Here is an 18,975-nt window from a genome sequence, read left to right on the forward strand (position 1 = left end):
ACCAGGTCGACGACTGGATTGAAGAAAAAGTTGATTATGCATTCAATGAGCAAAGAGGATACTTAACCAGCTGTCCTACAAACGTAGGTACTGGTTTAAGGGCTTCGGTCATGATGCATCTGCCGGCGCTGGTTTTAACTAGGCAAATAAATCGAATTATACCGGCAATTAATCAATTAGGCTTAGTTGTTAGAGGAATTTATGGGGAAGGCAGCGAAGCAGTAGGGAATATCTTTCAAATTTCAAATCAGATCACGCTTGGTAAGTCAGAGCAGGATATTGTAGAGGATCTTAACAGTGTTGCTGCTCAGTTGATTGAACAAGAACGATCTGCCCGAGAAGCGATTTATCAAACTTCTAAAATCGAACTTGAGGATCGGGTATATCGGTCATATGGGGTCTTGTCTAATTGCCGGATGATAGAATCGAAAGAAACTGCAAAGTGCCTTTCAGATGTTCGGTTAGGCATAGACTTAGGCATAATAAAAGGACTTTCAAGCAACATACTTAACGAACTTATGATTTTGACGCAGCCAGGGTTTTTACAGCAATACTCGGGAGGCGCTTTGCGTCCGAACGAAAGGGACATTCGAAGAGCGGCTCTCATCAGAGAACGGCTTCACTTAGAAATGAATGGGAAAAGACAGGAGGATGAATCGATATGATGTTTGGAAGATTTACAGAACGAGCTCAAAAAGTACTGGCGCTAGCACAGGAAGAAGCACTTCGGTTAGGTCATAATAACATTGGCACTGAGCATATTTTATTAGGACTGGTAAGAGAAGGAGAGGGCATTGCTGCTAAAGCTCTTCAAGCGCTTGGACTCGGTTCAGAAAAAATTCAGAAAGAAGTAGAAAGTTTGATCGGGCGCGGGCAGGAAATGTCTCAAACGATTCATTATACTCCTAGAGCTAAAAAAGTCATTGAGCTTTCAATGGATGAGGCAAGAAAACTCGGTCATTCTTATGTGGGAACAGAACATATTCTTCTTGGTCTGATTCGTGAAGGAGAAGGTGTTGCTGCGAGAGTTCTGAATAATCTCGGTGTCAGCTTAAATAAAGCAAGACAGCAGGTGCTCCAGCTTCTAGGAAGTAATGAAACAGGATCATCAGCGGCAGGAACAAACAGCAATGCGAATACGCCTACGCTTGACAGCTTGGCAAGAGACTTAACTGCTATTGCGAAGGAAGACAGCCTTGACCCTGTAATCGGCAGAAGCAAGGAGATCCAGCGTGTCATTGAAGTGTTAAGCCGCAGAACGAAAAACAACCCTGTTCTCATTGGGGAACCAGGTGTAGGTAAAACGGCTATCGCAGAAGGTTTGGCACAGCAAATTATCAATAATGAAGTACCCGAAATTTTGCGTGATAAACGTGTGATGACATTAGACATGGGAACAGTTGTTGCCGGCACAAAATACCGCGGAGAATTTGAGGATCGCCTGAAGAAGGTCATGGATGAAATTCGCCAGGCAGGAAATATCATTCTATTCATCGATGAGCTCCATACATTAATCGGGGCAGGCGGAGCAGAAGGTGCTATTGATGCATCTAATATTTTAAAACCTTCACTTGCTCGTGGCGAACTCCAATGTATTGGTGCAACGACTCTTGATGAGTACCGTAAATATATTGAAAAAGATGCAGCACTGGAACGCCGTTTTCAGCCGATTCAGGTTGATCAGCCATCTGTAGATGAAAGTATTCAAATTTTACAAGGTCTGCGTGACAGATACGAAGCCCACCACCGCGTTTCTATCACTGATGATGCCATTGAAGCTGCGGTTAAGCTTTCTGACAGATATATTTCTGACCGCTTCCTTCCGGATAAAGCAATTGACTTGATCGATGAAGCGGGTTCAAAGGTGAGACTGCGCTCATTTACAACGCCTCCTAACTTAAAAGAGCTTGAGCAGAAGCTTGATGAGGTTCGTAAAGAGAAGGATGCGGCAGTGCAAAGCCAAGAGTTTGAAAAAGCTGCTTCCTTGCGTGATACTGAACAACGCCTGCGCGAGCAAGTAGAGGATACGAAGAAATCATGGAAAGAGAAGCAAGGGCAGGAAAACTCAGAGGTTACTGTGGATGATATTGCGATGGTTGTATCCAGCTGGACCGGTGTGCCTGTATCTAAAATCGCCCAAACTGAAACTGATAAGCTTCTCAATATGGAAAACATTCTTCACTCCCGTGTCATCGGCCAGGATGAAGCAGTTGTAGCGGTTGCAAAAGCCGTCAGACGTGCAAGAGCAGGATTGAAAGATCCTAAACGCCCAATCGGCTCATTCATTTTCTTAGGCCCTACAGGTGTAGGTAAAACAGAACTTGCACGAGCACTTGCTGAATCCATTTTTGGCGATGAAGAATCCATGATCAGAATTGATATGTCTGAATACATGGAAAAACATTCAACTTCAAGACTTGTTGGTTCACCTCCGGGTTATGTGGGATATGATGAAGGCGGTCAATTGACAGAGAAAGTCAGAAGAAAACCTTACTCTGTCGTGCTTCTTGATGAGATCGAGAAAGCGCACCCTGATGTCTTCAATATCCTTCTGCAAGTTCTTGAAGACGGACGATTGACTGATTCTAAAGGACGCACAGTCGATTTCCGCAATACCATTCTGATCATGACATCAAACGTCGGAGCAAGTGAGCTAAAACGCAATAAATATGTCGGCTTTAACGTTCAGGATGAAACTCAAAATCATAAAGACATGAAAGATAAAGTGATGGGTGAATTAAAACGAGCGTTCAGACCTGAGTTCATCAACCGTATTGATGAAATCATTGTCTTCCATTCACTTGAGAAAAAACATCTCACTGAGATTGTGTCATTAATGTCTGATCAATTAACGAAACGCCTGAAAGAACAAGATCTTTCTATCGAATTGACAGATGCTGCAAAAGCGAAAGTCGCGGAAGAGGGCGTTGACCTGGAATACGGTGCCCGTCCGTTAAGAAGAGCGATCCAAAAACATGTCGAGGATCGTTTATCTGAAGAACTCCTCAGAGGAAATATTCATAAAGGACAGCATATTGTTCTTGATGTAGAAGATGGCGAATTTGTCGTAAAAACGACTGCTAAAACGAATTAATATAGAAGACGGAAATGAGGCATACAGCATGTAAGTGTATGCCTCACTTTCATATCAAGAAATAGAACAAGGGAGAGGTCTTACACTATATATGGCTAAAACAAAATCGAAGTTCATCTGCCAATCCTGCGGCTACGAGTCTCCAAAATGGATGGGGAAATGTCCGGGCTGTGGTGCTTGGAATACAATGGTGGAAGAAATGATTAAAAAAGCACCGGCCAATCGGAGAGCGGCTTTTTCTCATTCTGTTCAAACTGTACAGAAACCTTCACCTATTACATCAATCGAAACATCAGAAGAACCCCGCGTCAAAACCCAGCTTGGCGAGTTTAACAGAGTACTCGGCGGAGGTGTCGTTAAAGGCTCCCTCGTTTTAATTGGCGGTGATCCTGGTATCGGAAAGTCAACGCTATTACTGCAGGTTTCCGCTCAATTATCAGGCTCATCAAACAGTGTCCTGTATATTTCGGGAGAAGAATCTGTAAAGCAAACGAAGCTGCGAGCAGACCGTCTCGGCATTAATAATCCGTCACTGCATGTTTTATCTGAAACCGATATGGAGTATATTTCGTCTGCTATACAAGAGATGAATCCATCGTTTGTCGTTGTTGACTCTATTCAAACGGTTTACCAAAGCGATATTACATCTGCTCCAGGCAGTGTGTCACAGGTCAGAGAATGTACCGCTGAGCTGATGAAAATTGCAAAAACAAAAGGTATTCCGATTTTTATCGTAGGGCACGTGACGAAAGAAGGGTCTATTGCAGGTCCGAGACTGTTGGAGCATATGGTTGACACTGTTTTATATTTTGAAGGAGAACGCCACCATACTTTCCGTATTTTGCGGGCTGTAAAAAACCGTTTCGGATCTACAAACGAAATGGGCATTTTCGAAATGCGGGAAGAGGGGCTCACTGAGGTTTTGAATCCTTCGGAAATTTTCTTAGAAGAACGCTCTGCTGGTTCCGCAGGCTCGAGTATCACTGCCTCTATGGAGGGCACTAGACCGATTCTCGTTGAAATTCAGGCACTCATCTCGCCAACAAGTTTTGGCAACCCAAGGCGTATGGCAACGGGAATAGACCATAACAGGGTTTCTCTGTTAATGGCTGTGTTAGAAAAAAGAGTTGGACTGCTGCTGCAAAATCAGGATGCTTATTTGAAAGTGGCTGGCGGCGTTAAGCTTGATGAACCGGCAATTGATCTTGCGATTGTGATTAGTATTGCATCAAGCTTTAGAGACACACCTCCAAATCCTGCAGATTGTTTTATTGGAGAAGTGGGATTAACCGGAGAAGTCCGGCGGGTTTCAAGAATTGAACAGCGTGTGAAAGAAGCGGCAAAGCTTGGTTTTAAACGCATGATCATACCCGCGGCAAATCTGGATGGATGGACAAAACCAAAAGGGATTGAGGTTATCGGAGTAGCAAATGTTGCAGAAGCGCTTCGTACTTCATTAGGAGGATAATAGATGGAAAAAGAGAAAAAAGGGGCGAAACACGAGTTAGACCTGTCATCTATATTGCAGTTTGTTGCTCCGGGTACACCGCTCAGAGCGGGGATGGAAAACGTCTTGAGAGCAAATACAGGCGGTCTGATTGTTGTTGGATATAATGATAAAGTAAAAGAAGTGGTGGACGGCGGCTTTCACATAAACACGGCTTTTTCTCCGGCGCATTTATATGAGCTGGCTAAAATGGATGGAGCGATCATTTTAAGTGATTCTGGTCAAAAGATCCTATACGCGAATACTCAGCTGATGCCGGATGCCACAATTTCTTCATCAGAAACAGGAATGCGGCACAGAACTGCCGAAAGAGTAGCTAAGCAAACTGGCTGTCTTGTAATCGCCATTTCTGAAAGAAGAAATGTCATAACGTTATATCAGGAAAACATGAAGTATACACTAAAAGACATAGGATTTATTTTAACCAAGGCGAACCAAGCCATTCAAACACTTGAAAAATATAAGACAATCCTCGATAAAACGATTAATGCACTGAACGCGTTAGAGTTTGAGGAACTTGTTACCTTCAGTGATGTCTTGTCTGTCATGCATCGTTATGAAATGGTACTGAGAATCAAAAACGAAATTAATATGTATATCAAAGAGCTGGGGACAGAAGGGCATCTGATCAAACTGCAAGTCATTGAATTGATTACGGATATGGAAGAAGAGGCCGCTTTATTTATTAAGGACTATGTAAAAGAAAAGATTAAAGATCCGTTTGTTCTCTTGAAGGAGCTGCAGGATATGTCCAGTTATGATCTGCTGGATGATTCCATTGTGTATAAGCTTCTCGGTTACCCTGCTTCTACTAATCTTGATGATTATGTATTGCCGAGAGGATACAGGCTGTTAAATAAGATACCGCGTCTTCCGATGCCGATTGTTGAAAATGTTGTAGAAGCATTTGGAGTCCTGCCAAGGATTATTGAGGCGAGTGCAGAAGAATTAGATGAAGTAGAGGGAATCGGTGAAGTACGAGCCCAAAAAATCAAAAAAGGATTAAAACGCCTGCAAGAGAAGCATTATTTAGACAGACAACTGTGATTTCGGTTAAAACCTTATGAATACGGGTATATTAATGTTGGTTTTTGTTTATTCTGATATTCGTAGGATGCATAAGACTTTGTGAAATTAAAATGTTAAAAAAGGAGGTGGGGGTATGTTAAAACGAATAGTTCAGGCGTTCTTCATTATTTTTGGCGGCGTTGTTGGTATATTTTTGATACCTGAATTGTTTGTACTGTTAAATATACAGGACATACCTTTAATAACAAACGCATATACGTCTGCGGCAATAGGAGCAATTATCTTTTTTCTCATCAGTATATGGGGTACAGAATACGTTGTGAACTGGGTGAAGTGGATAGAGGATTCATTGTTAAAAGCGCCGGTTCCAGATTTGTTATTTGGAAGTCTTGGCTTAGTTTTTGGACTTATAATTGCTTATCTTATCGTAAATGTTATTCCTTTAGACAATATACCTTACCGCATATTCAGCACAATAATTCCTGTATTTTTGGCTTTCTTCCTCGGTTATCTCGGCTTCCAGGTGGGCTTTAAGAAAAAGGATGAATTGATCAGCCTGTTTTCCATTTCCGCCAGAATGCAAAAGAAAAAAGGAACAGCTGATGAAGAACATGAGGTTCAAGACAAGAAGCTGAAAATTTTGGACACTAGTGTTATTATTGATGGGAGAATAGCAGATATTTGTCAGACTGGTTTTTTAGAGGGAGTTATCGTGATTCCGCAGTTTGTCCTTGAGGAATTGCAGCATATTGCAGACTCTTCAGATGTTTTAAAACGAAACAGAGGACGCCGCGGTCTTGATATCCTGAACCGCATTCAGAAAGAATTAGACATTGAAGTTGAAATTTACGAAGGCGACTTTGAAGATATTCAGGAGGTTGACAGCAAGCTCGTCAAACTTGCTAAGCTGACATCCGGGGTCGTTGTGACGAATGATTTTAATTTAAATAAAGTGTGCGAGCTTCAGAAGGTAGCAGTATTAAACATTAATGACCTTGCCAATGCGGTTAAGCCTGTTGTGCTTCCTGGCGAGGAAATGAATGTTCAGGTCATTAAGGACGGGAAAGAGCATAATCAGGGAGTTGCCTACTTGGATGACGGTACGATGATTGTCGTTGAAGAAGGACGGAATTATATCGGCAAGCATATTGATGTACTCGTCACAAGTGTGCTGCAGACAGCAGCGGGACGAATGATTTTTGCGAAGCCTAAGCTGTTGGAGAAGGCGCTGTAAAGGGAGAAGAAACAATGAGTTATGATGTGGTGATTCCTGCAGCCGGACAGGGAAAGCGGATGAAGGCAGGGAGAAATAAACTGTTCATTGAGCTGAAGGGAGACCCGGTGATCATACACACGTTAAGAGTGTTTGACAGCCACCGGCAGTGCGATAAAATCATTTTGGTGATTAACGAGCAGGAGCGGGAGCACTTTCAGCAATTGCTGTCCGATTACCCGTTTCAAACTTCAATTGAGCTTGTTGCAGGCGGAGATGAGCGACAGCACAGTGTGTATAAGGGGCTGAAAGCCGTAAAGCAGGAAAAGATTGTCCTTGTACATGACGGTGCCCGTCCATTTATAAAACATGAACAAATTGACGAACTGATCGCAGAGGCGGAACAGACAGGAGCGGCCATCCTTGCTGTTCCGGTAAAAGATACGATTAAACGCGTTCAAGATTTACAAGTCAGTGAGACGATTGAACGTTCAAGCTTGTGGGCTGTCCAAACGCCACAAGCTTTTCGTCTTTCTTTATTGATGAAGGCTCACGCTGAGGCCGAGCGCAAGGGATTTTTAGGGACGGATGACGCCAGCCTCGTTGAACAGATGGAGGGCGGTTCGGTCCGTGTTGTAGAAGGCAGCTATACAAATATTAAGCTGACGACGCCAGACGATTTGACGTCAGCTGAAGCTATCATGGAATCAGAAAGTGGGAATAAACATGTTTAGAATTGGACAAGGATTTGATGTGCATCAATTAGTGGAGGGCCGTCCTCTCATTATTGGCGGAATTGAAATCCCGTACGAAAAAGGGCTGCTTGGCCATTCTGATGCAGACGTATTGTTGCATACCGTCGCTGACGCCTGCCTGGGAGCTGTGGGTGAAGGAGACATAGGCAAGCATTTTCCTGACACAGATCCCGAGTTCAAGGACGCAGATTCTTTCAAATTACTTCAGCATGTCTGGGGAATCGTGAAACAGAAGGGGTATGTCCTTGGGAACATTGATTGCACCATCATAGCGCAAAAGCCGAAGATGCTGCCGTACATAGAAGATATGAGAAAAAGAATTGCTGAAGGCCTTGAGGCAGATGTTTCTCAAGTAAATGTAAAAGCAACAACGACAGAAAAGCTTGGATTTACAGGCCGGGCGGAAGGAATAGCGGCTCAGGCGACAGTACTGATACAAAAAGGCTAACTTGTTTTGATGCCGGGTCTATTTGGTGGTAGAATAGATTCATACATTTTTGCCTGAGGCCATACATGACATGAAAGGAAGTATTTGAAAATGGGAAACGAAGTACGCGTCCGTTATGCACCGAGTCCAACCGGACATTTGCATATTGGAAATGCCAGAACGGCGCTTTTTAATTATTTATTTGCCCGCAATCAAGGCGGTAAGTTTATCATTCGAGTTGAGGATACTGATAAAAAGCGCAATATTGAGGGCGGAGAACAAAGCCAGCTGAATTATCTGAAGTGGCTAGGTATTGACTGGGATGAGAGTGTGGATGTCGGAGGAGAGTACGGTCCATACCGTCAGTCAGAGCGTAACGATATCTATAAAGTGTACTATGAAGAGCTTCTTGAAAAAGGGCTTGCTTATAAATGTTACTGTACGGAAGAAGAGCTTGAAAAAGAGCGTGAAGAACAGATTGCCCGCGGAGAAATGCCTCGTTATTCCGGAAAACACAGAGACCTGACTCAGGAAGAACAGGAGAAATTTATCGCCGAAGGCAGAAAACCAAGTATTCGTTTCCGTGTGCCGGAAGGAAAAGTCATCGCCTTCAACGACATCGTAAAAGGCGAAATTTCTTTTGAATCAGATGGCATCGGCGACTTCGTTATTGTGAAAAAGGACGGAACGCCTACTTATAACTTCGCGGTAGCTATTGATGACTACTTAATGAAAATGACACACGTGCTGCGCGGTGAGGATCATATTTCTAACACACCGAAACAGATTATGATCTATCAAGCATTCGGGTGGGATATTCCTCAGTTCGGACACATGACGCTGATTGTAAACGAAAGCCGTAAAAAGCTCAGCAAACGTGATGAATCCATTATTCAATTCATCGAGCAGTACAAAGAGCTTGGCTACCTGCCAGAAGCGCTGTTCAACTTTATCGGCTTGTTAGGCTGGTCACCGGTTGGAGAAGAAGAGCTTTTCACAAAAGAGCAGTTTATTGAAATTTTTGATGTAAATCGTTTATCTAAATCACCAGCTTTGTTTGATATGCATAAGCTAAAATGGGTTAACAACCAATATGTGAAGAAGCTGGATCTTGATCAGGTTGTTGAACTGACGCTTCCGCATTTGCAAAAAGCCGGCAAAGTTGGCACTGAGCTTTCTGCTGAAGAACAAGAATGGGTTCGTAAACTGATTTCCCTGTATCATGAGCAATTAAGCTACGGTGCGGAAATTGTTGAGCTGACTGATTTGTTCTTTACGGATGAGATCGAGTATAATCAAGAAGCGAAAGCTGTTCTGGAAGAAGAACAGGTTCCTGAAGTGCTCAGCACATTCGCAGCGAAGCTTGAAGAGCTTGAGGAGTTCACTCCGGATAATATCAAAGCATCGATCAAAGCAGTGCAGAAAGAAACTGGCCATAAAGGGAAAAAACTGTTTATGCCGATTCGTGTTGCTGTAACAGGGCAAACTCACGGTCCGGAACTGCCGCAATCAATTGAATTGATCGGTAAAGAGACTGCAATTCAGCGTTTAAAGAATATCTAAATAAATGATTGTTGACAGGGAAGAGTATAAAGCTTTAGGCCATTACAGAAAGGATCTTCATTGGCTGAGAGAGATCCATGAGCCGGGTTTTAGAAGTGCGCCCTTAAGACCTTTGAAGAACGTTTTTTGAAATCAGTATTCAAAGGCGGCCGCCGCCGTTACAGGCTGAAGTTGGGAGAGCAGAAGTCTGCTTTTCAAACAGAGTGGAACCGCGCGGTTAAAGCGTCTCTGTCATGTTTACATGCAGAGACGCTTTTTTTATTGGGTAGAGGAAATCAGATAGAGAAACGGGGGGAAGCATGTGTTTTTTAGAATGCTCAAAGAAGACATTGATACTGTGTTCGATCAAGATCCCGCAGCAAGAAGCTATTTTGAAGTGATTTTAACTTATTCCGGTTTACATGCTATATGGGCGCATCGGATTGCACATGCTTTATATAAACGAAAATTTTATTTCCTTGCACGCCTTATATCTCAAGTAAGCCGATTTTTTACCGGGATAGAAATCCACCCCGGCGCTACAATCGGGAGAAGATTTTTCATAGACCACGGCATGGGGGTTGTCATTGGGGAGACATGTGAAATCGGCAATAACGTAACCGTTTTTCAGGGGGTTACCCTCGGGGGAACGGGAAAAGAAAAGGGAAAAAGGCACCCAACGATTAAAGATGACGCATTGATAGCCACAGGTGCTAAAGTGCTCGGTTCTATTACGGTCGGTGAAGGCTCAAAGATTGGCGCTGGTTCAGTAGTGCTGCATGATGTTCCTGATTTTTCAACAGTTGTCGGTATCCCTGGACGGGTCGTTGTACAAAATGGCAAGAAAGTAAGACGCGATTTAAACCATCAGGATTTGCCCGATCCAGTTGCTGACCGCTTTAAGTCTTTGGAACAGCAGATTTTAGAGCTGAAGGCAGAACTTGAAGACAGAAAAGAAAGGATCAATCAAAAATGACAATCACACTTTATAATACATTGACTAGACAGAAGGAAACATTCGTTCCTCTTGAAGAGGGAAAAGTGAAAATGTATGTATGCGGACCCACGGTTTACAATTACATTCATATCGGGAACGCGCGTCCGGCAATCGTTTACGATACGGTTCGAAACTATTTAGAGTATAAAGGCTATGATGTGCAGTATGTCTCTAACTTCACAGACGTAGACGATAAATTAATTAAAGCGGCAAATGAACTCGGTGAGGATGTACCCACCATTTCAGAGCGTTTTATTAAAGCATACTTTGAAGACGTAGGTGCGCTCGGCTGCCGAAAAGCCGACCTTCATCCGCGAGTAATGGAGAACATGGATGCCATTATCGAATTCGTAGATCAGCTCGTGAAAAAGGGCTACGCATATGAATCAGAAGGTGACGTATATTTCAAAACCAGAGCATTTGAAGGGTACGGAAAGCTTTCTCAGCAATCAATCGATGAACTAAGATCAGGTGCACGCATCCGGGTCGGCGAGAAAAAAGAAGATGCTCTTGATTTCGCACTGTGGAAAGCGGCAAAAGAAGGAGAAATCTCTTGGGATAGCCCTTGGGGGAAAGGGCGTCCGGGCTGGCACATTGAATGCTCAGCAATGGTGAAAAAGTATCTCGGTGACCAGATTGATATCCATGCGGGCGGACAGGATTTAACATTCCCTCACCATGAAAACGAAATTGCGCAATCTGAGGCGCTGACAGGCAAAACGTTTGCGAAGTACTGGCTTCATAATGGTTATATCAATATTGATAATGAAAAAATGTCAAAATCACTAGGCAACTTTGTGCTTGTGCATGACATCATTAAACAGCATGATCCGCAGCTTTTGAGATTCTTTATGCTATCTGTTCATTATCGCCATCCGATTAACTATTCAGAAGAGCTTCTGGAGAATACGAAAAGCGCGTTCAGCCGTTTAAAAACAGCGTACAGCAATCTTCAGCACCGTCTGAACAGCAGTACGAATTTAACCGAAGATGACGATCAATGGCTTGAAAAGGTTGAAGAACACCGCAAAGCATTCGAAGAAGAGATGGACGATGATTTTAATACGGCGAATGCCATTTCAGTCTTGTTTGACTTAGCGAAACACGCCAATTATTATCTTCAGAAAGATCATACGGCTGATCATGTGATTACGGCGTTTATTGAGATGTTTGACCGCATTGTTTCTGTCCTCGGTTTTTCGTTGGGTGAGCAGGAACTTCTCGATCAAGAGATTGAAGACTTAATCGAAAAGCGAAATGAAGCGCGCCGGAATCGCGATTTTGCATTGTCAGACCAGATCCGCGACCAGCTGAAAAGCATGAATATCATTCTTGAAGATACGGCTCAAGGCACTCGCTGGAAACGGGGAGAATAACAGATGCTTGAATTTGATACGATAAAAGATTCTAAGCAGCTTAACGGTCTTGCGCTTGCTTATATAGGTGATGCCATTTTTGAAGTGTATGTCAGGCATCACCTGCTTAAGCAGGGCTTTACCAAACCAAATGATCTTCATAAGAAATCAAGCCGGATTGTTTCAGCAAAGTCACAGGCTGAGATCCTATTTTTTCTGCAGAATCAATCATTTTTTACGGAAGAAGAGGAAGCGGTGCTGAAAAGAGGCAGAAATGCCAAGTCAGGGACAACACCTAAAAATACAGATGTTCAGACGTACCGCTACAGTACAGCATTTGAAGCGCTTCTGGGCTACCTTTTTCTAGAGAAAAAAGAGGAACGACTTAGTCAGCTCGTAGCCGAAGCTATACAATTCGGGACGTCAGGGAGGAAAACAAATGAGTCAGCAACATGATTACGTCATAGGGAAAAATGCAGTGATCGAGACGTTAAAATCTGATCGGAAGCTGTATAAGCTGTGGATGGCGGAAAACACCGTAAAGGGACAAGCACAGCAAGTGATTGAGCTTGCCAAAAAGCAGGGAATCACGATTCAATACGTCCCGAGAAAAAAACTCGATCAAATGGTGACAGGACAGCATCAGGGCGTAGTGGCACAGGTTGCAGCGTATGAATATGCAGAACTGGACGATTTATATAAAGCAGCCGAAGAAAAAAATGAACAGCCTTTCTTCCTCATTCTGGACGAGCTTGAAGACCCTCATAATCTTGGTTCCATTATGAGGACAGCAGATGCGGTCGGCGCTCATGGCATCGTCATTCCAAAACGGAGAGCTGTCGGGCTGACAACAACAGTGGCAAAAGCTTCAACAGGAGCAATTGAGCACATTCCTGTAGCAAGAGTCACCAATTTGGCACGGACGTTAGAAGAGATGAAAGAGCGGGGAATCTGGGTTGTCGGAACGGATGCGTCCGCGCGTGAGGATTTCCGTAATATGGACGGCAATATGCCTTTGGCTCTAGTCATCGGAAGTGAAGGAAAAGGGATGGGCCGCCTTGTGAAGGAAAAGTGCGATTTTCTCATTAAACTCCCGATGGCCGGAAAGGTAACTTCACTAAATGCATCTGTCGCGGCTGGTCTTTTGATGTATGAAGTCTACCGGAAACGAAACCCTGTGGGAGAATAAAGACCCATGGATATCCTGTTAGTAGACGGGTACAACATGATTGGAGCCTGGCCGCAGCTGAAGGATTTAAAAGCGAACAGTTTTGAAGAGGCGAGAGACGTACTGATTCAGAAAATGGCGGAATATCAATCGTATACAGGAAACAGGGTTATTGTTGTTTTTGACGCGCATCTCGTAAAAGGGCTTGAGAAAAAACAGACCAACCATAGAGTTGAAGTAATTTTTACAAAAGAAAATGAGACGGCTGATGAGCGGATAGAAAAGCTCGCTCAGGCTTTGAATAATATTGCGACTCAAATTCACGTTGCGACCTCTGACTATACTGAGCAGTGGGCGATTTTCGGACAGGGGGCATTGCGGAAATCGGCCCGGGAGCTTCTGAGAGAGGTAGAAACGATTGAAAGGCGAATAGAGAGACGGGTAAGAAAAATCACTTCCGAAAAGCCGGCGGGTAAAATTGCTTTATCGGAAGAGGTTTTGAAAACGTTTGAAAAGTGGAGGCGGGGAGACTTAGATTAAGTTGACGCTTTTTTGCCCAATACTGTATAATATTTCTATCTACGTGCGCCGGGGGGATCGGAGTGAATCTACAGAACAACAAGGGAAAATTCAACAAAGAGCAGTTTTGCCAGTTGGAGGACGAGCAGGTCATTGAAAAGGTTCATGTTGGGGACAGTGATGCGTTAGATTACTTGATTACGAAGTACCGAAACTTTGTTCGGGCAAAAGCAAGATCCTATTTCTTAATAGGGGCGGACAGAGAGGATATTGTTCAGGAAGGCATGATAGGCCTCTATAAGTCTATTCGTGACTTCAAAGAGGACAAGCTTACCTCATTCAAAGCTTTTGCAGAATTATGTATTACCCGCCAAATTATTACCGCAATAAAGACAGCTACTCGCCAGAAACACATTCCTTTGAATTCCTACGTCTCATTAGATAAACCGATCTTTGATGAAGAATCAGACCGAACGCTGCTGGATGTCATTTCAGGAGCGAAAACCTTAAATCCTGAGGAAATGATCATTAATCAGGAAGAATTTGATGATATTGAAATGAAAATGGGAGAACTATTAAGTGATTTAGAGAGAAAAGTACTCGTCTTATATCTCGACGGGAGAAGTTACCAAGAGATTTCTGATGAACTGAACCGACATGTGAAATCGATCGACAATGCCCTTCAGCGTGTGAAACGCAAGCTGGAGAAGTACTTGGAAATTCGCGAAATCAGTTTGTAATAGGAATTTATGCTATATTGACAGTATTTTTCTGACTATGATATGTTACTAAAGATAAGAACTAATGTCTATTTAGAAAAAGGTGTAATGACATGAGAAAAAAGATTACGTTAGCATGCAAGACATGCGGAAACCGTAATTATACGACAATGAAGAGCTCTGCATCAGCGGCTGAGCGATTAGAAGTAAAGAAATACTGCAGTACTTGCAATTCACATACAGCTCATCTTGAAACAAAATAGTTTTTGCGCTTTTAAATTGTGGAGGTCTTTTACATGCGTATTATGAAATTCTTTAAAGATGTTGGGAAAGAAATGAAAAAGGTAAGCTGGCCTAAAGGAAAAGAGTTAACGCGTTATACCATTACGGTAATTTCAACAGTTATCTTTTTTGTTATCTTTTTTGCCCTCCTTGACACAGGAATTTCTCAATTAATTCGTTTAATAGTTGAATAATGATCAGCAATACGTGCTATAATAGATCATAATATTACTTGCCAAAACCCGTTCAGCGGGTTTTTTATTGTGGCTTAAAATGAAAGTTATCATAGGCTTGCCGCCTATTTTTTGAAGCGTTATGGTAATTCACTAAAACCAAATGCGGGGAGGGAAGGACTGGACAGTCCTGAATAGAATGGAAAAGAATTGGTATGTTGTTCACACGTACTCTGGTTATGAGAATAAAGTAAAAGCCAACTTGGAAAAGCGTGTTGAATCAATGGGGATGCAGGATAAAATTTTCCGTGTAGTCGTACCCGAAGAAGAAGAAACAGATATCAAAAACGGCAAGAAAAAAGTCGTGAAAAAGAAAGTGTTCCCTGGTTATGTGCTTGTTGAAATTGTAATGACAGACGACTCTTGGTATGTTGTCCGAAACACGCCGGGCGTTACTGGATTCGTAGGATCTGCCGGGTCAGGTTCAAAACCGACGCCGCTTCTTCCGGGCGAAGCAGAAACCATTCTGAAGAGAATGGGCATGGATGAACGAAAAACTGATATTGACTTTGAACTGAAAGAGACAGTGAAAGTAATAGACGGACCTTTTGCTAACTTTACAGGATCAATTGAAGAGATTGATTATGATAAAAGCAAGGTCAAAGTTTTCGTTAATATGTTTGGCCGTGAAACGCCGGTTGAGCTGGAATTTACCCAAATCGATAAATTGTAATGTGAAAAAACTTGAAATTGCTATATATAAATGATAATATAGCAAAGGTACGTCTTGGACTTATCCAAGGCAACTAGCATGATATTTCGTCATTCATATAAAGAATGAAACCTTGAGTGGGAGGGTTTACCCTATTACCACATCACGGACTTAAGGAGGTGTGTCTCGTGGCTAAAAAAGTAGTTAAAGTTGTAAAATTGCAAATTCCTGCTGGAAAAGCTAACCCAGCACCACCAGTTGGACCTGCACTTGGTCAAGCCGGTGTTAACATCATGGGATTCTGTAAGGAGTTTAACGCTCGTACAGCTGACCAAGCTGGTTTAATCATTCCTGTTGAAATTTCGGTTTACGAAGACCGTTCATTTACATTTATTACAAAAACTCCACCTGCTGCAGTATTGCTTAAAAAAGCAGCTGGAATTGAGTCTGGTTCTGGTGAACCAAACCGTAATAAAGTGGCAACCGTTAAGCGCGATAAAGTACGCGAAATCGCTGAAACGAAAATGCCTGACTTAAACGCAGCAGACGTTGAAGCGGCAATGCGCATGGTTGAAGGTACTGCCCGCAGTATGGGTATTGTAATCGAGGATTAATTTGTTTCTTGTCGGGTTGCGAGTTTTAACAAGTTCGCAACCCTTATTCGTGGGAGGTTATTCCGCTATAACCACATAAGGAGGAAATTTTAAAATGGCTAAAAAAGGTAAAAAGTACGTTGAAGCTGCTAAGCTTGTAGACCGTTCTAAAGCTTACGACGTCTCTGAAGCAGTAGCTCTCGTTAAAAAAACAAACACAGCTAAATTCGACGCTACAGTTGAAGTGGCTTTCCGTTTAGGGGTTGACCCTCGTAAAAACGACCAGCAAATCCGTGGAGCAGTTGTGCTTCCAAACGGAACTGGTAAAACTCAGCGCGTTCTCGTTTTCGCAAAAGGCGAAAAAGCGAAAGAAGCTGAAGCTGCTGGTGCAGATTTCGTAGGCGATACTGACTACATCAACAAAATTCAACAAGGCTGGTTCGATTTCGATGTAATCGTAGCTACACCTGACATGATGGGTGAAGTTGGTAAAATCGGTCGTGTACTTGGACCAAAAGGTTTAATGCCAAACCCTAAAACTGGTACAGTTACTTTCGAAGTTGAAAAAGCGATCGGCGAAATCAAAGCGGGTAAAGTTGAATACCGCGTTGATAAAGCTGGAAACATTCATGTTCCTATCGGTAAAGTTTCTTTCGAGGATGAAAAACTTGTTGAGAACTTCACAACAATGTACGATACAATCCTTAAAGCTAAACCTGCTGCAGCTAAAGGCGTTTACGTGAAAAACGTTGCTGTAACTTCTACTATGGGACCTGGTGTCAAAGTAGACTCTTCAACTTTTAACGTAAAATAATATTGACATGACATCAACATTCTGATATTATTCAAAATGTTGTAAAATAGAATATCATTTATACCGTAGACAGTAGGGGCCTAACCGCTTAATTATCCTACCGAGGTGTATATTATCACAGCTATTACGTTACGTATGCTTGTATATACAGCCTCCATGTCTCATGGAGGCTTTTTATATGGAATCCGTCGTCTCAGTCGTGATCACCTAACGGTATAAGTGTTACACAAGAATCTACAGGAGGTGTAACCATGAGCAGCGCAATTGAAACAAAAAAAGTTGTTGTTGAAGAAATTGCTTCTAAACTGAAAGAAAGTAAATCAACGATCATCGTTGACTATCGCGGACTTAACGTTTCTGAAGTAACTGAACTTCGTAAACAGCTTCGCGAAGCTAACGTTGAGTTCAAAGTTTACAAAAATACGATGACTCGCCGTGCGGTTGAACAAGCTGAGCTTAATGGTTTGAATGATTTCTTAACTGGACCGAACGCGATCGCATTCAGCACTGAAGATGTTGTCGCTCCGGCTAAAGTTCTTAATGACTTCGCTAAAAATCACGAAGCTCTTGAAATCAAAGCTGGCGTTATCGAAGGTAAAGTTTCTACTGTTGAAGAAGTGAAAGCTCTTGCTGAACTTCCATCACGCGAAGGCTTGCTTTCTATGTTGCTTAGCGTACTTCAAGCTCCAGTTCGCAACCTTGCTCTTGCTGCAAAAGCTGTGGCAGAACAAAAGGAAGAACAAGGCGCTTAATCTAATCAGTTTTTCATAAATTAAAACAAAATGGAGGAATTACAAATGGCTTTAAATATCGAAGAAATCATTGCTTCCGTTAAAGAAGCAACTGTACTTGAATTGAACGACCTAGTAAAAGCAATCGAAGAAGAATTTGGCGTAACTGCTGCTGCTCCTGTAGCTGTAGCTGGCGGAGCTGCTGCAGGCGGAGCTGCTGAAGAGCAAAGCGAATTCGATCTTATCCTTGCTGGTGCAGGATCTCAAAAAATCAAAGTTATCAAAGTTGTACGTGAAATCACTGGTCTTGGCTTGAAAGAAGCTAAAGAACTTGTTGACAACACTCCAAAACCACTTAAAGAAGGTATTGCTAAAGAAGAAGCTGAAGAGCTTAAAGCTAAACTTGAAGAAGTTGGCGCTTCTGTAGAAGTTAAGTAATCTTCACTTACCTGTAGGGGAAGCTCGCTTTTATGAGGCGAGCTTTTTCTTTGCCATTCTTTAAGCCATGAAAAAAGGAGGTTCTAATAATGAGTGAGCACTATTATTCAGAAAAACCTTCAGTAAAAAGCAACAAGCAAACCTGGTCTTTTAGGCTTCGGAATAAAGATTTCACGTTTACCAGCGACAGCGGGGTTTTTTCTAAAAAAGAAGTTGATTTCGGCTCCCGCCTGCTGATTGATTCTTTTGAAGAGCCTGAGGTTGAGGGCGGCATTTTAGATGTAGGCTGCGGGTACGGCCCGATTGGTTTATCGCTCGCCAGCGACTTTAAAGACCGGACTATCCACATGATTGACGTTAATGAGAGAGCCGTAGAACTATCAAATGAAAATGCGGAACAGAACGGAATAACAAACGTTAAGATTTATCAAAGCGATTTGTTTTCAAACGTTGATTCTGCTCAAACATTTGCTTCTATTCTTACAAATCCCCCAATCCGAGCCGGAAAAAAAGTTGTCCATGCTATCTTTGAGAAAAGCGCTGAACACTTAAAAGCTTCAGGTGAATTGTGGATCGTCATACAGAAAAAGCAAGGCGCGCCTTCTGCCATTGAAAAGCTCGAGGAACTGTTCGATGAAGTTTCCGTCGTTCAAAAAAAGAAAGGCTATTATATCATAAAAGCAAAAAAAGTTTGACTCGGTATTTTAACTATGTTAATATTGTAAAATGCCAATGTATATATTTTGCTTGATATGATGAATTGTCAATATCTATGTATAAATTATACAAGTATGGAAATGCTAATAAAATCGGTATTTGTTTTTGGATGTGGTTTTCTTAATTAGAAACCCTTTTTTCTTTTGTCTTGTAAAAGTATTTTCTTTCTTTGGAAGAAATACTTATTACA

General features: G+C 42.4%; 22 protein-coding genes and 2 other annotated features (1 of these 24 cut by a window edge). All 22 genes read left to right on the top strand.

The window, feature by feature from the left end; translation table 11 throughout:
- On the top strand, positions 1 to 665 hold the 3' portion of the coding sequence (locus MHB62_RS00570) for a protein arginine kinase (RefSeq protein WP_003235007.1). 427 nt of this gene lie to the left of the window's left edge; only the last 665 of its 1,092 coding nucleotides appear in the window; its start codon lies beyond the left edge, outside the window; the stop codon is at positions 663 to 665.
- The gene (clpC, locus tag MHB62_RS00575) at positions 662 to 3,094 is read left to right on the top strand and encodes an ATP-dependent protease ATP-binding subunit ClpC (protein WP_003235011.1); all 2,433 of its coding nucleotides are present in this window, start codon (positions 662 to 664) and stop codon (positions 3,092 to 3,094) included. The genes MHB62_RS00570 and clpC overlap by 4 nt, the downstream gene beginning before the upstream one ends.
- A gap of 91 nt (positions 3,095 to 3,185) precedes the next feature.
- Positions 3,186 to 4,562 (top strand): DNA repair protein RadA, encoded by a 1,377-nt coding sequence (gene radA / locus MHB62_RS00580; protein ID WP_004399687.1) that lies wholly within the window; start codon positions 3,186 to 3,188, stop codon positions 4,560 to 4,562.
- Between the two features lie 3 nt (positions 4,563 to 4,565).
- On the top strand, positions 4,566 to 5,648 hold the full coding sequence (gene disA / locus MHB62_RS00585; RefSeq protein ID WP_003225736.1) for a DNA integrity scanning diadenylate cyclase DisA: 1,083 nt from the start codon (positions 4,566 to 4,568) through the stop codon (positions 5,646 to 5,648).
- Positions 5,649 to 5,763: 115 nt separating this feature from the next.
- A complete protein-coding gene (locus MHB62_RS00590) occupies positions 5,764 to 6,864 on the top strand; it encodes a PIN/TRAM domain-containing protein (protein ID WP_003235014.1) in 1,101 nt (366 codons plus the stop codon).
- Positions 6,865 to 6,878: 14 nt separating this feature from the next.
- Positions 6,879 to 7,577: a 2-C-methyl-D-erythritol 4-phosphate cytidylyltransferase gene (gene ispD / locus MHB62_RS00595; protein WP_003235019.1), complete on the top strand. Its 699-nt coding sequence runs from the start codon at positions 6,879 to 6,881 to the stop codon at positions 7,575 to 7,577.
- A complete protein-coding gene (gene ispF, locus MHB62_RS00600) occupies positions 7,570 to 8,046 on the top strand; it encodes a 2-C-methyl-D-erythritol 2,4-cyclodiphosphate synthase (protein WP_003225745.1) in 477 nt (158 codons plus the stop codon). Before ispD ends, ispF begins: the two co-directional genes overlap by 8 nt.
- Before the next feature lie 90 nt (positions 8,047 to 8,136).
- A complete protein-coding gene (gltX, locus tag MHB62_RS00605) occupies positions 8,137 to 9,588 on the top strand; it encodes a glutamate--tRNA ligase (protein ID WP_004399675.1) in 1,452 nt (483 codons plus the stop codon).
- Positions 9,589 to 9,590: 2 nt separating this feature from the next.
- Positions 9,591 to 9,821: a binding site (T-box leader), on the top strand.
- 68 nt (positions 9,822 to 9,889) lie between these two features.
- The gene (gene cysE, locus MHB62_RS00610; protein WP_003225749.1) at positions 9,890 to 10,543 is read left to right on the top strand and encodes a serine O-acetyltransferase; all 654 of its coding nucleotides are present in this window, start codon (positions 9,890 to 9,892) and stop codon (positions 10,541 to 10,543) included.
- Positions 10,540 to 11,940, top strand: a complete 1,401-nt coding sequence (gene cysS / locus MHB62_RS00615; RefSeq protein WP_004399682.1) for a cysteine--tRNA ligase — start codon at positions 10,540 to 10,542, stop codon at positions 11,938 to 11,940. The genes cysE and cysS overlap by 4 nt, the downstream gene beginning before the upstream one ends.
- A gap of 3 nt (positions 11,941 to 11,943) precedes the next feature.
- Positions 11,944 to 12,375: a mini-ribonuclease 3 gene (locus MHB62_RS00620; protein ID WP_004399685.1), complete on the top strand. Its 432-nt coding sequence runs from the start codon at positions 11,944 to 11,946 to the stop codon at positions 12,373 to 12,375.
- Positions 12,359 to 13,108, top strand: a complete 750-nt coding sequence (gene rlmB, locus MHB62_RS00625; protein WP_004399684.1) for a 23S rRNA (guanosine(2251)-2'-O)-methyltransferase RlmB — start codon at positions 12,359 to 12,361, stop codon at positions 13,106 to 13,108. The genes MHB62_RS00620 and rlmB overlap by 17 nt, the downstream gene beginning before the upstream one ends.
- A gap of 6 nt (positions 13,109 to 13,114) precedes the next feature.
- Positions 13,115 to 13,627, top strand: coding sequence for a ribosome-dependent mRNA decay endonuclease Rae1/YacP (gene rae1 / locus MHB62_RS00630; protein WP_003235032.1), 513 nt, complete (start codon positions 13,115 to 13,117; stop codon positions 13,625 to 13,627).
- A 62-nt stretch (positions 13,628 to 13,689) separates the two neighbouring features.
- Positions 13,690 to 14,346: an RNA polymerase sporulation sigma factor SigH gene (gene sigH, locus MHB62_RS00635; RefSeq protein ID WP_003225758.1), complete on the top strand. Its 657-nt coding sequence runs from the start codon at positions 13,690 to 13,692 to the stop codon at positions 14,344 to 14,346.
- Positions 14,347 to 14,438: 92 nt separating this feature from the next.
- Positions 14,439 to 14,588, top strand: coding sequence for a 50S ribosomal protein L33 (gene rpmG, locus MHB62_RS00640; RefSeq protein WP_003156421.1), 150 nt, complete (start codon positions 14,439 to 14,441; stop codon positions 14,586 to 14,588).
- A 33-nt stretch (positions 14,589 to 14,621) separates the two neighbouring features.
- Positions 14,622 to 14,801 carry a preprotein translocase subunit SecE gene (gene secE / locus MHB62_RS00645; RefSeq protein ID WP_004399676.1) on the top strand — a complete coding sequence of 60 codons (180 nt, stop codon included), beginning with the start codon at positions 14,622 to 14,624 and terminating at the stop codon, positions 14,799 to 14,801.
- A 178-nt stretch (positions 14,802 to 14,979) separates the two neighbouring features.
- A complete protein-coding gene (nusG, locus tag MHB62_RS00650; protein ID WP_003225764.1) occupies positions 14,980 to 15,513 on the top strand; it encodes a transcription termination/antitermination protein NusG in 534 nt (177 codons plus the stop codon).
- 167 nt (positions 15,514 to 15,680) lie between these two features.
- Entirely contained in the window at positions 15,681 to 16,106 is a 426-nt protein-coding gene (rplK, locus tag MHB62_RS00655) for a 50S ribosomal protein L11 (RefSeq protein WP_003156430.1), read from the top strand.
- 94 nt (positions 16,107 to 16,200) lie between these two features.
- On the top strand, positions 16,201 to 16,899 hold the full coding sequence (gene rplA, locus MHB62_RS00660; protein ID WP_003235040.1) for a 50S ribosomal protein L1: 699 nt from the start codon (positions 16,201 to 16,203) through the stop codon (positions 16,897 to 16,899).
- Between the two features lie 45 nt (positions 16,900 to 16,944).
- Positions 16,945 to 17,085: a sequence feature (ribosomal protein L10 leader region), on the top strand.
- Between the two features lie 65 nt (positions 17,086 to 17,150).
- Entirely contained in the window at positions 17,151 to 17,651 is a 501-nt protein-coding gene (gene rplJ, locus MHB62_RS00665; RefSeq protein ID WP_003235042.1) for a 50S ribosomal protein L10, read from the top strand.
- Between the two features lie 45 nt (positions 17,652 to 17,696).
- Positions 17,697 to 18,068 carry a 50S ribosomal protein L7/L12 gene (rplL, locus tag MHB62_RS00670; RefSeq protein WP_003156436.1) on the top strand — a complete coding sequence of 124 codons (372 nt, stop codon included), beginning with the start codon at positions 17,697 to 17,699 and terminating at the stop codon, positions 18,066 to 18,068.
- Between the two features lie 89 nt (positions 18,069 to 18,157).
- Positions 18,158 to 18,763, top strand: a complete 606-nt coding sequence (locus MHB62_RS00675) for a class I SAM-dependent methyltransferase (protein WP_003235045.1) — start codon at positions 18,158 to 18,160, stop codon at positions 18,761 to 18,763.
- Positions 18,764 to 18,975: the final 212 nt, after the last annotated feature.

It is taken from the genome of Bacillus sp. FSL K6-0255 (assembly GCF_045040725.1).
Taxonomy (GTDB): domain Bacteria; phylum Bacillota; class Bacilli; order Bacillales; family Bacillaceae; genus Bacillus; species Bacillus subtilis.

Excerpts from the sequence above, each read along its gene's own strand:
- radA (WP_004399687.1), top strand. The coding sequence starts at position 3,186 with ATGGCTAAAACAAAATCGAAGTTCATCTGCCAATCCTGCGGCTACGAG.
- rlmB (WP_004399684.1), top strand. The coding sequence starts at position 12,359 with ATGAGTCAGCAACATGATTACGTCATAGGGAAAAATGCAGTGATCGAG.
- gltX (WP_004399675.1), top strand. The coding sequence starts at position 8,137 with ATGGGAAACGAAGTACGCGTCCGTTATGCACCGAGTCCAACCGGACAT.
- rplJ (WP_003235042.1), top strand. The coding sequence starts at position 17,151 with ATGAGCAGCGCAATTGAAACAAAAAAAGTTGTTGTTGAAGAAATTGCT.
- rae1 (WP_003235032.1), top strand. The coding sequence starts at position 13,115 with ATGGATATCCTGTTAGTAGACGGGTACAACATGATTGGAGCCTGGCCG.
- clpC (WP_003235011.1), top strand. The coding sequence starts at position 662 with ATGATGTTTGGAAGATTTACAGAACGAGCTCAAAAAGTACTGGCGCTA.
- ispD (WP_003235019.1), top strand. The coding sequence starts at position 6,879 with ATGAGTTATGATGTGGTGATTCCTGCAGCCGGACAGGGAAAGCGGATG.
- nusG (WP_003225764.1), top strand. The coding sequence starts at position 14,980 with ATGGAAAAGAATTGGTATGTTGTTCACACGTACTCTGGTTATGAGAAT.
- rpmG (WP_003156421.1), top strand. The coding sequence starts at position 14,439 with ATGAGAAAAAAGATTACGTTAGCATGCAAGACATGCGGAAACCGTAAT.
- MHB62_RS00590 (WP_003235014.1), top strand. The coding sequence starts at position 5,764 with ATGTTAAAACGAATAGTTCAGGCGTTCTTCATTATTTTTGGCGGCGTT.
- ispF (WP_003225745.1), top strand. The coding sequence starts at position 7,570 with ATGTTTAGAATTGGACAAGGATTTGATGTGCATCAATTAGTGGAGGGC.
- MHB62_RS00675 (WP_003235045.1), top strand. The coding sequence starts at position 18,158 with ATGAGTGAGCACTATTATTCAGAAAAACCTTCAGTAAAAAGCAACAAG.
- secE (WP_004399676.1), top strand. The coding sequence starts at position 14,622 with ATGCGTATTATGAAATTCTTTAAAGATGTTGGGAAAGAAATGAAAAAG.
- rplA (WP_003235040.1), top strand. The coding sequence starts at position 16,201 with ATGGCTAAAAAAGGTAAAAAGTACGTTGAAGCTGCTAAGCTTGTAGAC.
- cysS (WP_004399682.1), top strand. The coding sequence starts at position 10,540 with ATGACAATCACACTTTATAATACATTGACTAGACAGAAGGAAACATTC.
- rplL (WP_003156436.1), top strand. The coding sequence starts at position 17,697 with ATGGCTTTAAATATCGAAGAAATCATTGCTTCCGTTAAAGAAGCAACT.
- disA (WP_003225736.1), top strand. The coding sequence starts at position 4,566 with ATGGAAAAAGAGAAAAAAGGGGCGAAACACGAGTTAGACCTGTCATCT.
- MHB62_RS00620 (WP_004399685.1), top strand. The coding sequence starts at position 11,944 with ATGCTTGAATTTGATACGATAAAAGATTCTAAGCAGCTTAACGGTCTT.